Origin of the sequence: Streptomyces sioyaensis (assembly GCF_004122735.1) — a bacterium.
In the GTDB taxonomy this organism is placed as follows: Bacteria; Actinomycetota; Actinomycetes; order Streptomycetales; family Streptomycetaceae; genus Streptomyces; species Streptomyces sioyaensis.
Map to the genome: position 1 here is coordinate 46,038 of NZ_SDIF01000020.1, position 14,723 is coordinate 60,760.

The 14,723-nt window shown below is 71.4% G+C and carries 13 protein-coding genes; 8 read left to right on the forward strand and 5 right to left on the reverse strand.

Annotated features, from left to right (window positions below; all coding sequences use genetic code 11):
* Positions 1 to 104: 104 nt before the first annotated feature.
* From EST54_RS09980 to EST54_RS10000, 5 genes are all read left to right on the forward strand, one after another.
* A complete protein-coding gene (locus EST54_RS09980) occupies positions 105 to 1,946 on the forward strand; it encodes an acyl-CoA dehydrogenase (RefSeq protein ID WP_129247168.1) in 1,842 nt (613 codons plus the stop codon).
* Between the two features lie 302 nt (positions 1,947 to 2,248).
* On the forward strand, positions 2,249 to 3,544 hold the full coding sequence (locus EST54_RS09985) for a M18 family aminopeptidase (RefSeq protein WP_129247171.1): 1,296 nt from the start codon (positions 2,249 to 2,251) through the stop codon (positions 3,542 to 3,544).
* Between the two features lies 1 nt (position 3,545).
* Positions 3,546 to 5,570 carry an AfsR/SARP family transcriptional regulator gene (locus EST54_RS09990; protein ID WP_129247173.1) on the forward strand — a complete coding sequence of 675 codons (2,025 nt, stop codon included), beginning with the start codon at positions 3,546 to 3,548 and terminating at the stop codon, positions 5,568 to 5,570.
* Between the two features lie 165 nt (positions 5,571 to 5,735).
* Positions 5,736 to 6,563, forward strand: coding sequence for a DUF4232 domain-containing protein (locus EST54_RS09995; protein WP_129247176.1), 828 nt, complete (start codon positions 5,736 to 5,738; stop codon positions 6,561 to 6,563).
* Positions 6,564 to 7,043: 480 nt separating this feature from the next.
* Positions 7,044 to 7,718, forward strand: coding sequence for a DUF4232 domain-containing protein (locus EST54_RS10000; RefSeq protein WP_129247178.1), 675 nt, complete (start codon positions 7,044 to 7,046; stop codon positions 7,716 to 7,718).
* A 61-nt stretch (positions 7,719 to 7,779) separates the two neighbouring features.
* Here the strand turns inward: EST54_RS10000 and EST54_RS10005 are convergent, their stop codons facing one another.
* Entirely contained in the window at positions 7,780 to 9,588 is a 1,809-nt protein-coding gene (locus EST54_RS10005; protein ID WP_129247180.1) for an NHL domain-containing thioredoxin family protein, read from the reverse strand.
* A gap of 64 nt (positions 9,589 to 9,652) precedes the next feature.
* On the opposite strand from EST54_RS10005, the gene EST54_RS10010 reads away from it, so the two are divergent.
* Positions 9,653 to 10,183 carry an LURP-one-related/scramblase family protein gene (locus EST54_RS10010; RefSeq protein ID WP_129247182.1) on the forward strand — a complete coding sequence of 177 codons (531 nt, stop codon included), beginning with the start codon at positions 9,653 to 9,655 and terminating at the stop codon, positions 10,181 to 10,183.
* Positions 10,184 to 10,334: 151 nt separating this feature from the next.
* Positions 10,335 to 11,159: a maleylpyruvate isomerase family mycothiol-dependent enzyme gene (locus EST54_RS10015; protein ID WP_129247183.1), complete on the forward strand. Its 825-nt coding sequence runs from the start codon at positions 10,335 to 10,337 to the stop codon at positions 11,157 to 11,159.
* Positions 11,160 to 11,311: 152 nt separating this feature from the next.
* On the opposite strand, the gene EST54_RS10020 is transcribed toward EST54_RS10015, so the two are convergent.
* Positions 11,312 to 12,565: an MFS transporter gene (locus EST54_RS10020; protein ID WP_129247254.1), complete on the reverse strand. Its 1,254-nt coding sequence runs from the start codon at positions 12,563 to 12,565 to the stop codon at positions 11,312 to 11,314.
* Positions 12,566 to 12,654: 89 nt separating this feature from the next.
* Entirely contained in the window at positions 12,655 to 13,338 is a 684-nt protein-coding gene (locus tag EST54_RS10025) for a GntR family transcriptional regulator (RefSeq protein ID WP_129247185.1), read from the reverse strand.
* Between the two features lie 298 nt (positions 13,339 to 13,636).
* Between EST54_RS10025 and EST54_RS34615 the strand changes: the two genes are divergently transcribed.
* On the forward strand, positions 13,637 to 13,813 hold the full coding sequence (locus EST54_RS34615; protein ID WP_167511518.1) for a hypothetical protein: 177 nt from the start codon (positions 13,637 to 13,639) through the stop codon (positions 13,811 to 13,813).
* A 20-nt stretch (positions 13,814 to 13,833) separates the two neighbouring features.
* On the opposite strand, the gene EST54_RS10030 is transcribed toward EST54_RS34615, so the two are convergent.
* The gene (locus tag EST54_RS10030; RefSeq protein ID WP_129247187.1) at positions 13,834 to 14,244 is read right to left on the reverse strand and encodes a VOC family protein; all 411 of its coding nucleotides are present in this window, start codon (positions 14,242 to 14,244) and stop codon (positions 13,834 to 13,836) included.
* A 51-nt stretch (positions 14,245 to 14,295) separates the two neighbouring features.
* A complete protein-coding gene (locus EST54_RS10035; protein ID WP_239013192.1) occupies positions 14,296 to 14,667 on the reverse strand; it encodes a DUF6597 domain-containing transcriptional factor in 372 nt (123 codons plus the stop codon).
* Positions 14,668 to 14,723: the final 56 nt, after the last annotated feature.

Below are 14,723 nucleotides of genomic sequence, written 5' to 3' on the forward strand. Positions count from 1 at the left end.
TTGATTCTTATTACCCGTGGGTAGCATCATTTAGCTACTAGCTGGTATTGCGTCTGAGGTCCCTCCCTTGGGGCCCTCTCCCGAACCCTTACGGAGCCGTACCCATGGGCCACTACAAGTCGAATCTCCGCGACATCGAGTTCAACCTCTTCGAGGTCCTCGGCCGCGACAGCGTGTACGGCACCGGACCGTTCGCGGAGATGGATGTCGACACCGCCAAGAGCGTGCTGTCCGAGATCGCCCGGCTGTCCGAGAACGAGCTGGCCGAGTCCTTCGCCGACGCCGACCGCACCCCTCCGGTCTTCGACCCGGACACCAACACCGCGCCGGTTCCGGACACCTTCAAGAAGAGCTACCAGGCCTTCATGGACGCCGAGTGGTGGCGTCTGGGCATCCCGGAGGAGCTCGGCGGCACCACCGCGCCCCGCTCCCTCCTCTGGGGCTTCGCCGAGACGATCCTGGGCGCCAACCCGGCCGTGTGGATGTACGCGTCCGGCCCCGCCTTCGCCGGTGTGCTCTTCGACGAGGGCACCGAGGAGCAGCACCGCATAGCCCAGCTGATGGTGGACAAGCAGTGGGGCTCCACCATGGTGCTCACCGAGCCGGACGCCGGTTCGGACGTCGGCGCCGGCCGCACCAAGGCCGTGCAGCAGGCGGACGGCTCCTGGCACATCGAGGGCGTCAAGCGCTTCATCACCTCCGGTGAGCACGACATGTCCGAGAACATCGTGCACTTCGTCCTCGCCCGCCCCGAGGGCGCCGGTCCGGGCACCAAGGGCCTGTCGCTGTTCATCGTGCCGAAGTACGACTTCGACTGGGAGACCGGCGAGCTGGGCGAGCGCAACGGCGCCTACGCCACCAACGTCGAGCACAAGATGGGCCTGAAGGCCTCCAACACCTGCGAGATGACCTTCGGCGCCAACCACCCGGCCAAGGGCTGGCTGCTCGGCGAGAAGCACGACGGCATCCGCCAGATGTTCAAGATCATCGAGTTCGCGCGGATGATGGTCGGCACGAAGGCCATCGCCACCCTCTCCACCGGCTACCTCAACGCGCTGGAGTACGCCAAGGAGCGTGTGCAGGGCCCGGACCTGGCCGCCTTCACCGACAAGACCGCGCCGCGCGTCACCATCACCCACCACCCCGATGTGCGCCGCTCGCTGATGACGCAGAAGGCGTACGCCGAGGGCATGCGCGCCCTGGTGCTCTACACCGCCACGGTCCAGGACGAGATCCTCGTCAAGGAGGCCGCCGGCGAGGACGCGAGCGCCGCGGTCCGCCTCAACGACCTGCTCCTGCCGATCGTCAAGGGCTACGGCTCGGAGCGGTCCTACGAGCAGCTGGCCCAGTCCCTGCAGATCTTCGGCGGCTCCGGCTACCTGCAGGAGTACCCGATCGAGCAGTACATCCGGGACGCCAAGATCGACACCCTCTACGAGGGCACCACCGCGATCCAGGGCCAGGACTTCTTCTTCCGGAAGATCGTCCGCGACCAGGGCCAGGCGCTCACCGCCCTGTCCGAGGAGATCAAGCAGTTCCTCGCCGACAACACCGGCGGCGAGGAGCTGGCCGAGGCCCGCGGCGAGCTGGCCAAGGCCGCTGCCGACCTGGAGGCGATCGTCGGCACCATGCTGACCGACCTCGCGGCGACCGAGAAGGACGTCAAGTCCATCTACAAGGTCGGGCTGAACACCACCCGCGTGCTCATGGCCTCCGGCGATGTCGTCATCGGCTACCTGCTGCTCAAGGGTGCGGCCGTGGCCGCCGGGAAGCTGGCCGACGCCTCGGCGAAGGCTGTGTCTCCCAAGGATGTGCCCTTCTACACCGGCAAGGTCGCCGCGGCGAAGTTCTTCGCGCACAACATCCTGCCGGGCGTCGGCGTCCAGCGCGGTCTGGCCGAGAGCGTCGACCAGTCGCTGATGGAGCTCGACGAGGCCGCGTTCTAGGAACGCCGTCCGCAGCCCGCTGCGGCGTTCTTACAGGTTTCTCAGACTGGTCGTCCAGACTGGCGTGGCCCGCCTCTCTTCCCCCGGAGAGGCGGGCTTCGTCCTGTCCGGCCGCGGGCCGGCCGCGGTCCGGGTCCGTACCGCCGGTAATCCGCTCGTCTACCCAGCGAACGGGAGATAAAGCGGAATTCCCCATTCCAGCGCAGATCCGGATCCGAAACGCAGAAATCGTGGCCGGAAGGGAACGGAGTCACAAGGCATGCGCACGAGGAATGCGCGCTCCGGCTCCTTATGCTGAATCCATGACCAACTCCGCCCGCTTCGATCGCGGCCACACCGACGACCTGATGTCCTTCCTCGCCACCAGTCCGTCGCCCTACCACGCGGTGGCCAATGCGGCGGAGCGGCTGGAGAAGGCGGGTTTCCACCAGGTCGCCGAGGTCGACGAATGGGACGGTACGCGCGGCGGGAAGTATGTGCTGCGCGGCGGAGCGATCATCGCCTGGTACGTGCCCGAGGGCGCGAGCCCCTCGACTCCGTACCGAATTGTCGGGGCTCACACCGACTCTCCCAATCTGCGGGTCAAACCGATTCCGGACACCGGTGCCCGCGGCTGGCGGCAGATCGCCGTCGAGATCTACGGCGGCACGCTGCTCAATACCTGGCTCGACCGCGATCTGGGGCTCAGCGGGCGGGTGACGCTGGCGGACGGCAGCCACCGGCTCGTCCACATCGACCGGGCGCTGCTACGGGTGCCACAACTGGCCGTGCACCTCGACCGCTCGGTGAATTCCGACGGCCTCAAGCTCGACAAGCAGCGCCACATGACGCCGATCTGGGGCCTGGGTCAGGTGGCCGAGGGCGATCTGATCGCCTTCGTCGCCGAGGAGACCGGCGTCCCGGCCGACGACATCAAGGGCTGGGACCTGATGGTGCACAGCATCGAGGCACCCGCCTATCTGGGCCGCGACCAGGAGCTGCTGGCCGGCCCGCGGATGGACAACCTGCTGTCCGTGCACGCCGGTACGGCCGCACTCGCCGCCGCGGCGACCGGCGGTCGCGAGCTGCCCGGCATTCCGGTCCTGGCCGCCTTCGACCACGAGGAGAACGGCAGCCAGTCCGACACCGGCGCGGACGGCCCGCTGCTCGGCACGGTGCTGGAGCGCTCGGTCTTCGCCCGCGGCGGTGCGTACGAGGACCGGGCCCGGGCCTTCGCCGGCACCCTGTGCCTGTCGTCCGACACCGGGCACGCCGTGCACCCCAACTACAGCGACCGGCATGAGCCAGGGCACCACCCGATGCCCAACGGCGGGCCGATCCTCAAGGTCAACGTCAATCAGCGCTATGCGACGGACGGCAGCGGACGGGCCGTCTTCGCGGCGGCCTGCGAGCGGGCCAGTGTGCCGTGGCAGAGCTTCGTGTCCAACAACTCGATGCCGTGCGGGACCACCATCGGGCCGATCACCGCGGCCCGGCACGGCATCGCAACGGTCGACATCGGTGTGGCGATCCTGTCCATGCACTCGGCGCGTGAGCTGTGCGGTGCCGAGGACCCGTACCTGCTGGCGAACGCCCTGACGGCCTTCCTGGAGGGCTGAGTTGGACTTCTCGCTGCTCGGCCCGATCGCCGTGACGACCGGCTCCGCGGAGCTGTCGCTCGGGCCCGCCAAACGGCGCAGTGTGCTCGCGCTGCTGTTGCTGCAACCCAACACCACTGTTCCACTGGAGCAGTTGATCGACTCCCTGTGGGAGGACGAGCCGCCGGAGCATGCCCGCACGGTCGTCCAGGGGCATGTCTCGCGGCTGCGCGCCACGCTCGCCGAGGGCGGTGCGGAGGCGTACGGCATCGAGCTGGCCACGCACGGCTCCGCCTATCTGCTGCGGCTGCCGGAGGAGCTGATCGACGCCCACCGGTTCGGTGAGCTGGTGACCCTGGCGCGCCCCGAGGCGGCGCCGGCCGATGCCGTACCACTGCTGCGCGAGGCGCTGGGACTGTGGCGGGGCCCCGCCCTGACCGGCACGGTCACCAGCCCGCCCTTCGCGGCCGCCGCCCATGCGCTGGAGGAGCGCCGGCTGACGGCCGTGGAGGCACTCGGGCGGGCGTACGGCGCGCTCGGCGAGCACGAGCAGGCGGCCGCGATCCTGTACTCCGCGGCCGTCAACCACCCTTTGCGTGAAGGCCTGATCGCCGGGCTGATGCGGGCACTGTTCCGTACGGGACGGCAGTCCGACGCGCTGGAGTGGTTCCACCGCACCCGGCGGCTGCTCAACGAGGAGCTGGGCGTCGACCCCGGCGAGCGGCTGCGCGGCGCGTACGAGGAGATCCTGCGGGCGGAGGCGGCCGGGCAGCAGCGGAAAGCCGCGGCCCAGCCCTCGGGCGCTTCCGGCGGGGAGCCCGCGGGAGGGCCTCGTTCCGCGACGGCCGGCGCGGCGCCCCCCGCCACGGGCGAGCCGCAGCTGCCTGCCCAGGGGAGCAGCGGTACGGCGACGCACGACGCAGCTGCCGCACCGGCGAAGAGCGGTCCGCGGGCGGGCGCGACGGGCGGATCGGGCCCCGCGCGGGCCGGTGCCCCCCGGCTGCTGCCCCGCCCACCGGCCCGCTTCCTGGGCCGGGAGCACCAACTCACCTCCCTGACCTCGGCCTTGACGGACCGTACGACCGGCGAGAGCCCGCTCACGGTCGTGGCGGGGCCGGCCGGTGTCGGCAAGACGGCCTGCGCCGTGCAGTGGGCGCATCTGCACGCCGGGGCCTTCCCCGACGGCCAGCTCTTCGCCGATCTGCGCGGCTTCGGCGAGGGCGATGAGGCGGCGCCGGCCGAGATCCTGCGCGACTTCCTGCTGGCGCTGGGCACCCCGCCGGAGCGGGTGCCCGGCTCCGCCCAGGCCGCCTCGGCGCTGTTCCGCTCGCTGGTCGCGGAGCGCCGGCTGCTGGTCGTCCTCGACAATGCGCGCAGTTCGGCGCAGGTACGGCCGCTGCTGCCCGGTGGCCCGCACTGCGCCACGGTCGTCACCAGCCGCAGTCGTCTCGACGGTCTGGTCGCCACCGACTGCGCCCGGCCGGTCGGTCTCCAGGCGCTGGGCCACGAGGAGGGCGCGGCGCTGCTCGGCGCGATGCTCGGCCCGGAGCGGGTCGCCGAGGACCCGGCCGCCGCGCGGGAACTGGTCGACCTGTGCGACGGGCTGCCGCTGGCGCTGCGGGCCGCGGCCGCCCAGCTGACCGCCCGGCCACGCTGGCGGCTGGCCCGGCTGGCCGCGGCGCTGCACGACGAACGGCGGCGGCTCGCGCTGCTGTCGGCGGAGGACGCCGGAGTCGCGGCGGCGCTGCGGATGTCCGTCGCCCGGCTGTCGGCGGATGACGCCCGGCTGCTCAGCGCACTCGCGACGACCTCGGACGGGCACCTCAACGCCTCGGCGGCGGCGGCGCTCGCCGGGTACGACCAGGAGCGCACCCAGGACGCCCTGGACCGGCTCGCGGAGATGCATCTGGTGGACGAAGAGGCCACCGACGTCTACACCATCAGCACGCTGACGCAGTTGTTCGCACGGGACGAGCACGGCGAGAGCGGGGAGGCCGGCAGGAACAGCCCGGGTGACGGGGGGAGCGGGAGCGACGGGCGCGGCTGAACCGTGCCCGCGTCCGTCCCGCGTGCGGGAGCGTTAGGCGCACGTTAGTGGCACGGCAGCGGCGGGCCGCAGTCTGGTGATCAGGCCGCAGGGGGAGACCTCAGGCCGGACCGCAGGGCGTACCGCAGACGCGGTGCGGGCCACCCGAACCCGGGGGAGACCGACATGCCGCGCAGCCACACCCGCTCCGAGACCGTCCTGGAGACCGGTGCCAGGGCCGGTACCGGTGGCCCCGGCACGGGACGGACCGTCCGCCGCCGTACGCTGCGGATCGCGTCGGCCGGGCTGACCGCCGTCGCCGCGCTCACCCTCACCGCCTGCGGCGGCCAGGACAACCCGCTCCAGACCAGCGCCGCCAAGCCGTTCCACCCGCAGTCCCAGGAGGCCGACGTCCCGGTGTCCGGGGGCGGCGGTGCTGCCGCACCGGGCGGCCTGCAGGCCGACGGCGGACGGGCGCAGCAGACATCCGCGGGGCGCGGCGGCACCGACGGCGGCGTGGAGGCCGGGGCGGACGGCCTCACGGTCAGCACGCGCAGTGCGGGCGGAGGTGGCAACGGCACCGTCCGGCACACCGCCTGCGGCGCCGCGAAGGTCCGCATCGTCGCCAGACTGCTGACCCGGCCGGTCAACCATCTGCTGCTGGCGGCCACCAACACCTCCGGCGCCCCCTGCGATCTCCACCTCGCCCCCGACCTCCGCTTCGACGACGCACCGTCGCCGCTCCCCGAGCTGTCGGCCAGCAAGCCGTCGGCCGTGGTCACCCTCGCCCCCGGCGAGACCGGCTATGCGGGCGTGCTGACCTCGTCCGCCGCCGGCTCCGGCCGCCACGGCCGCACCGCCACCTCACTCTCCGTCAGCCTCCCCGGACGCGACGGCAAGGGCAGCATCGGCGGCTCGGCGGCCGTGGCGCTCCCCGGCGGCGCGGCGTACGTCGACGACAGCGCTTGGGTGACGTACTGGCAGCCGGACGTGCGCGAGGCGACGGCCTGGTGAGCCGCCGTTGAAGCAGCGCTGATGAGCCACCCTTCGGTGAGCCGTCCCTGAACCAGGGCGCCCGCATCCCCCAGCGGGCGCCCTTTGCTGTGTCCGCCGTCCCGTCATGTCTCGACCGGCGGCCCGTACCCTCCCGGATTCCTTACGCCGGTGCGGGGCACTCACGCCCAAAGGCCCGGAGCACCTCAGCGACAACGAACCTCCGGGCCGGAATCCCACGCGGCGTCCCGGGGTTTCACGTGAAACGCCACCGGCTGATCCGGATCCGGTCCGGGGCGTGATGCGAGGGACACTTCCGCCACAGGGGAGCGGAAGTGCCCCTCGCGCGCAGGAGTGCGCGGCCGCATTGCACCGCAAGCATGGCGAACCCGGCGTCAGCCCGAAGGAAATGGAGGCGCGCCTCCGGCAGTGGATATCGTGGCCGTGCCCATGACAGACGCGCCTCGCTGACACCGCAGCAATCCACGGGGGAAACCAACCATGACCGCACGCCGCTCCCGCCACCGCTCCGCCGCGTACGCCGCACTGGCGCTCGGACTGGCCGGCTCGCTCGCGCTGACCGGCTGCAACAGCCACTCGTCGAAGAAGTCGAAGAAGTCGAAGAAGTCGTCCTCGGTGTCGAAGTCGTCCTCGTCGTCTTCCAAGAGCAAGAAGCGCAAGATCATCGGTGGCGGTGCGGCCGCGGCGGGAGCGGGGGCGGCATCGCGGCGGGTGCCCGACTGCTTCCCGAGCACGTACAAGGTCACGTTCTCCCAGCAGAGCGGCCCCGACAGCCACGTCACGGTGAAGTTCAAGAACACCGCCGGCCGCGACTGCACGCTGTACAACGCCCCGCTGCTGCGCTTCAACAACGCCAAGAGCCCGCTGCCGCTGCTGCAGGGCACACCCGGTCACCTCGACGGCACCCGTCTGACCGTGCCCGCCCACGGCTACGCCTACGCGGTCCTCCCCACCAACACCGCGGCCACCAAGGGCACCGAGCAGAAGTCGGTGACCATCGACTTCATGGGTGTCTCGGCGAGCTCCGTCACGCACGGTCCGGTCACCGTCAACTTCGCGGAGAAGCGGCTGCACCTCTCCGTCGGCAAGACCAAGGTCACCAACTGGACGTCGAGCGTCCACGGTGCCCAGCTGGCGGCCGGCGTCGGGAAGTAGCCCGGCACCACAGCGACCGGCCGAGCGCCCGGGCCGCCACCGGGCCCGGGCGGTCCTGCGTCTACTCCGCGTCCATCCCCGCGAGGACCAGCCCCAGCCGGGCCGCCCCGCCCTCGGCGATCTCGACCGGAACGCCCCAGTCCTGCTGGTGCACATGGCAGGCGGGGTACTCGATGTCCGGGGCGTCGTCGCAGGACGCGGCCATCGCCGAGACATGCAGCACCCCCTCGGTCACGCCGTCCGCGAGCACCAGGTCGCGGCCGAGGTCGGTGCCCGCGCCCGCGCCCTCGGCGAGCAGCTCCGGCGGGGTCGCGCTGACCAGCAGCCGCGTCGACGGGCCGTAGCGGGTGTCGAGCTTCTGACCCGCGGGAGCCTGGAAGACCACCTTCAGCCGCAGTGCGCCCGGGGCGACCCGGGTGGCCGCGCGCTGGGTGTGGTGCGCCACCGCCTCGACGCGGACCGCCTCCTCGGGCAGCCGCAGCCTGGTCAGCCGGTGCCGGGCCGACTCCACTACCACGATGTCGTCGTCGACGAGCACCGCGGCGGACGGCTCCCGCAGATCCGTCGCCAGCGTCGTCACCTCACCGCTCGCGGGGTCGAAGCGGCGCAGCGCGTGGTTGTAGGTGTCCGCGATAGCCACCGAACCGTCGGGCAGCGCGGTCAGGCCCAGCGGGTGCTGGAGCAGCGCCTGGCCGGCGGCGCCGTCGCGGTGCCCGAAGTCGAAGAGGCCGGTGCCGACGGCGGTACGGACGACATAGCCGTCGCCCGTCCCGGTGGGCTCCACCCAGCGGACCGCGCTGGTCTCGGAGTCGGCCAGCCACAGCCGCTCGCCGGCCGCCGCCAGCCCGGACGGCTGGGCGAACCAGGCCTCGGCGGCCGGGCCGTCCACCAGGCCCTCGTTGGTGGTGCCGGCCGCCACCTCGACCGTGCCGGTGGCCGGGTCGTACGTCCACAGCTGATGCACCCCGGCCATCGCGATCCACAGCCGGTCCCGCCACCAGGCGAGGTCCCACGGCGAGGAGAGCGCCACCTCGCGCGCCGGGCCCGAGGTCGGCGAGCCCTGCCACCACTGCGTGCCGGTGCCGGCCACCGTCTCCAGCGCGCCGCTCTCGGGGTCGAAGACCCGGATGGCGTGGTTGACCGTGTCCGCCACGGCCACCGTGCCGTCGGGCAGCAGCGCCAGGCCCTGCGGCTCGTTGAAGGAATCGGGGGTCAGCCCGCGCGCACCGGAGCCGATGCGGCGCAGCACCTGCTCGCCGTCCGCCGCCAGCTCCACCAGCTGATGGCGCGTGGTGTCCGAGACCAGGAAGCTGCCGTGCGGCAGCCGGACGGCCTTGCCGGGGAAGCGCAGATCGGTGGCGACCGGCTCCGGCGGTACGTAGGGGCCGTCGCCGCGGCGCAGCGTGCCCTTCGCCGTGTGCTCGGCCTCCAGCTCCTCGACCAGCTTCTCGATCGCGTGCGCATGGCCCTCGCCGGCGTGCTGGGCGACGACATAGCCCTCAGGGTCGATCACCACGAGCGTCGGCCAGGCCCTGACCGCGTACTGCTTCCACGTGGCGAGCTCGGGGTCGTCGAGGACCGGATGCTCCACGCCATAGCGCTCCACGGCGTCCACGACCGCCTGGTGCTCGGCCTCGTGCACGAACTTCGGGGAGTGCACACCGACGATCACGACCGTGTCGCGGTGACGCTCCTCCAGCGCCCGCAGCTCGTCCAGGACATGCAGACAGTTCACACAGCAAAAGGTCCAGAAATCCAGGACGACAATGCGTCCGCGCAGGTCGGAGAGGGTCAGATCCTTGTTGCCGGTGTTCAGCCAGCCGCCCTTGCCGACCAGCTCGGGGGCGCGGACGCGTGCACGTGAAGCCATGTGGACATTCAACGTCACTCCGGTGCGTGCACATTCCGCAGGCCCCCTGGGGAACACGTCACCCATGCTGCAATCTCCCGGGGAGCCGGCCCCGCATTCGCGTAAGTACCTGGTCCGTGACCGCATTTTCGGTATCGGTGACGACTACTGGATCGAGGACGAGCACGGGCGGCACGCCTTCCTCGTGGACGGGAAGGCGCTGCGGCTGCGGGAAACCTTCGAGCTGAAGGACCCGGAGCGGCGGGTGCTGGTCACCATCCGCAAGAAGATGCTCAGCCTGCGCGACACGATGACCATCGAGCGGGACGACAAACCGCTGGCCACGATCAGGCGCAAGCGGCTCTCGCTGCTGCGCAACCACTATCGCGTCGAGCTGGTGGACGGCACCGAACTGGACGTCAGCGGAAAGATCTTCGACCGGGAGTTCGCGATCGAGTACGAGGGGGAGCTGCTCGCCGAGATCTCACGACGCTGGCTGACCGTGCGCGACACCTACGCGGTCAACGTCGTGCGGGGGGAGGCGGATCCGGCGCTGCTCATCGCCGTCACGGTCGGTGTGATCCGGCTGGCGGAGCGGGAGCGCGGCGAGGACTGAGAAGCGCACGTTCCGCCCCCGCGCCGCACCCCTCTGCGGCCGGGAGACATCGGCCTACGATGGTCACCCGAAAGCACTGCCGGGGTGCCCGTGCGCAGCGTAACTTAACTGCACAGACAGCAGCCCGCGTACGAACCGTCCGAGGGGTCCCGTGACCGTCCATCCCAGCCTTCAGTCCTCCATCGATGCCTGGACTCACTCCATAGAAGCGATAACCGAGCTGGTGACTCCGCTCGTCGAGGGCGAGTGGAACAGGGCGACGGGCCTGCCAGGATGGTCCGTGCGCGATGTCGTCTCCCATGTCATCGGCCTGGAATGCGAAATGCTGGGCGACCCGCGGCCGATCCACACCCTGCCGCGCGACCTCTACCACGTACGCAGCGAGTCGGCGCGGCGGATGGAAGTGCAGGTCGACGTCCGCCGGCACCACACCGCGCCGGAGATGCTCAGCGAGCTCGAATACACCGTCATCCGCCGCTCCCGGCAGCTGCGCAACGAGTCCCGTCAGCCGGACGCCGTGGTGCACAGCCCGCTCGGTGAGGACCGTTCGCTGGAATTCGTGCTGCAGCAGCGGGCGTTCGATGTCTGGGTGCATGAGCAGGACCTGCGCCGGGCCCTCGGCAAGCCCGGCAACCTCGACTCCCCCGGCGCGCAGGTGACGCGCGATCTGCTGGTGAAGACACTGCCCGGCATCGTCGCCAAGAGGGCCCAGGCGCCGGCCGATGCGGCGGTGGTCTTCGACGTCAGCGGACCGCTGGAGTTCCTGCGCACGGTCCGTATCGACGCCGAGGGCAACGCCACGATCGACGGCAGCGTCTCGCTCGGCCCGACGGTGACGTTCGCCCTGGACTGGGACACCTTCCACCAGCTGGCCTGCGGCCGGGTTCGTGCGGCGGCCGTCGCCGAGCAGGTCAAGATCGACGGCGACCGTGAGCTGGCCGAGGCGATCCTGAACAACTTCGCCGTCACGCCGTAGCGGCGACGGGCCGGGCAGGACCCGGCCGACACCCTCACCCCCGCCCGACCGGCGAACGGGGTGTGGGTCCCGGAGTGAGCCGTTTCACGTGAAACTGCGCTGTCCGTTTCACGTGAAACGGGCCCGCCCACCGGCCAGTTGGCCGTCCGGCGTCACGCGGGAACGTGGACCGCCTCCACCCGGCTGGCCACCAGCCGTTCACGCTCGCGTCGTACCGCCCGCCGGCGCAGCCGCAGCATCTGCGAGACACCGAGCGCCTCCACGACGAAGATCGAGGCAAAGGCGATCCGGTAGTTGTCGCCGGTGGCGTCCAGCAGGACCCCGATGGCGAACAGGGTCGTCATCGAGGCCGTGAAGCCACCCATGTTGACGATGCCGGAGGCGGTGCCCAGACGCTCGGGCGGATTGGCTGGGCGCGCGAAGTCAAAGCCGATCATCGAGGCGGGTCCGCAAGCGCCCAGCACCGTGCACAGCACGATCAGCAGCCCCATCGGCGCATGAGCGCCCGGCCAGCACAGAACGATCGCCCACATCAGCGCCGTGGCGAGGACCGTGCCCAGAGCCAGTGGCGTACGGGCCGCGTGGTGGCGGGCGATGACCTGGCCGTAGATCAGGCCCACCGCCATGTTGGAGAGCACCACCAGGGTGAGCAGTTCACCGGCGGTGCCACGGGACAGCCCCTGTGCCTCGACGAGGAAGGGCAGGCCCCAGAGCAGCAGGAACACCATCGCGGGGAACTGGGTGGTGAAGTGCACCCACATGCCCAGCCGGGTGCCGGGCTCACGCCAGGACTCGACGATCTGCCGGCGGACGAACCCCAGGCCGGTGTGCTGGGCGGAGGGGGGCGGCGGGGCGAAGCCCTCGGGGTGGTCCTTGAGGAACAGCAGCAGCACGATCAGCACGACGATGCCGCCGGCGGCGCTGGAGACGAAGGTCGGGGTCCAGCCGAAGCTGTGCAGGAACCGGGCGAGCACGAGGGTCGAGACCAGGTTGCCCGCCATGCCGACCAGCGCGGCGATCTGCGCGATCATCGGGCCGCGGCGGGCCGGGAACCACCGGGAGCCCAGCCGCAGCACGCTGATGAACGTCATCGCGTCCCCGCATCCGAGCAGCGCACGGGAGCCGAGCGCCATGCCGTACGACGAGGAGAGCGCAAAGCCGAACTGGCCGACGGTGTAGAGCACCACGCCGAGGGTCAGCACCCTCTTGGGCCCGAGCCGGTCGACCAGCAGGCCGACGGGGATCTGCATCCCCGCATATACCAGCAGCTGCAGGAGGGAGAAGGTCGACAGCGCCGAGGCGTTGATGTGGAAGCGCTCGGCGGCGTCCAGGCCCGCCACTCCGAGGCTGGTGCGGTAGGTGATGGCGACGAAGTAGACCGCGACGCCGATGCCCCAGACGGCCATCGCCTTGGGGCCGCCGGGCGGGTCGGCGGGCAGCAGCCGGGCGCAGCCGCCACCTATGCCGGAGCCGTCAGCGCGTCCGGAGCCGGCGCTCATCGCGCCTCGCCCTGCGCGAGGTGGCGGACCCAGCTGACGTGCCGCTGCACGACGTCGGTCGCGGCGTCCGCGTCCCCGGCCCGCAGCGCTTCGAGGATCTCCGCATGCTCGGCGATGTTCTTGGCGATCCGGTCCGGGTGGGCATGCATCACCGCGACACCCATCCGCAGCTGGCGGTCGCGCAGCTGGTCGTAGAGGCGGTCCAGGATCTGATTGCCGGCGCTGCGCACGATGGCGGCGTGGAAGGCGCGGTCGGTGACGGAGACGGCGGCCAGATCGCCGGACGCCGCCTGCTCCCGCATCGTCTCCAGCAGCTCGGTCAGCTCGCCGATCAGCTCCTCGTTCGCGGGCACCGCCTTGGCCGCGGCGTGCTTCTCCACCAGCAGCCGGGTCTCGACGACGTCGGCGATCTCCTGCGCGGAGACCGGCAGCACCAGCGCGCCCTTCTTCGGGTAGAGCTTGATCAGACCCTCGACCTCCAGCCGCAGCAGCGCCTCCCGCACCGGCGTCCGTGACACCCCCACGGCCTCGGCCAGTTCGCCCTCGGTGAGCAGCATCCCGCCCTCGTAGCGGCGGTCCAGGACGGCGTCCTTGATATGCGCATAGACCCGCTCGGCGGCGGGCGGCTGTCTGGTGGCGGACTCCCGGGCGGGGACGGTAGGTGTGGATGTAGAGGGCATGCACACAGGATAGATACAACAGGTATACGTACGACACCCCGGTCCGCGATGCGGACATGACCGGCCCTGATTGCCCTGGTAAGCGCGTGATGCGCACCGGCGTCCGGCAGACCGGCGGCGGCGAGGGGAGGGGCCGCCCCCGGGTGGCCGGAGCCGGCCGTGCGGCAGACCTCAGGCGGATGTCGGGTCCACCTAAAGACTGACAAGAGTCCGTACCTGCCGCGTACGGATCGGCGCGCATTCCATGGGTGAATAGAGGCAGAGCCGGGGAGGCTCGGACAGCCAAGGGGAGTGGACCATGCAGCCCAGGACGAACGCCGGCCGCCGCACGCGGAACACCGTCGTCGTGGCATTGATCGTGGCCGGCCTGTGGGCCGGTGTCACCCTGACCCGCGCCGCCGCGCGCGCCGACGAATCCGGCCAGGACGGCCCGGTGGGACACTTCAGCCGCGCTGTGCAGCTCATCCGCGGCTGACCACCGGCCCGTACCACTCGCTACCGCGTCCGCGGCTCGCCGCGATAGGTACCGAACGACCAGCGGTTGCCCTCGGGATCGCGGGCGCCGAAGCCCCGTGAGCCGTAGTCGGTGACGGTCAGCTCCTCGGTGATCTCCGCGCCGGCCGCGGTGGCACGCGCATACAGCTCGTCGGGACGGTCGGTGACGACATAGGCCCCGAAGGTTCCCGGCTGCAGCGGCCAGTGATCCTCCTTCCCGTCCCTGACGGAGCCGAGCATGATGCCGCCTTCCGGCCAGGAGAGCTGGGCGTGCTCGACGTGCCCGCCCTCCCCGGGGATGACCGCGGTCTCCTCGAACCCGAACGCATCGGCCAGGAACCGGATCAGCGCGCGGGCATCGCGGGCCCGCAGCGTCGGCCATACCTGGGGTGCGGGTGTGGTGTCGGACATGATCGCCGGACCTCCTGGATCGGGTGGGCGGCCCCCGGGGGGCCGCTGACCTCAGCCTTCCTCGAAGGCTCCCCCCGGGGCTTGGACGTTTCGGAACTCCCCGGCGAGCCATTGGCTGGGCGGACAGCCGGCGCCCAGCGGGTGCAGGCCGAGCTGGATGCCGGACTGACGGCCCTGGTGGGTGATCATCGCAGGGCGGGTGTGCAGACCGCCCAGGAGGGCGCTGTAGGTGCCCGGTGCCTGTGCCGGATCGGGGTGGCCGGCCAGCGTGAGGGGCTCATCGAGGGTGAAGATCAGGGTCAGCCGGGGCGAGGGGAGCCCACGGTGCCGGCCCGGCGGCACCCCGGCCTGCCGGTATCCGGCGTACCCGCTGACGTACGGCCGGAGCGGGGGCGCGGGGACCGCGAGCGGATGTTCGTCCACGGGGCCGGGGCGGGTGCAGGGCGGCGTTTCACGTGAAACGCCGCCCTGCACCGCCC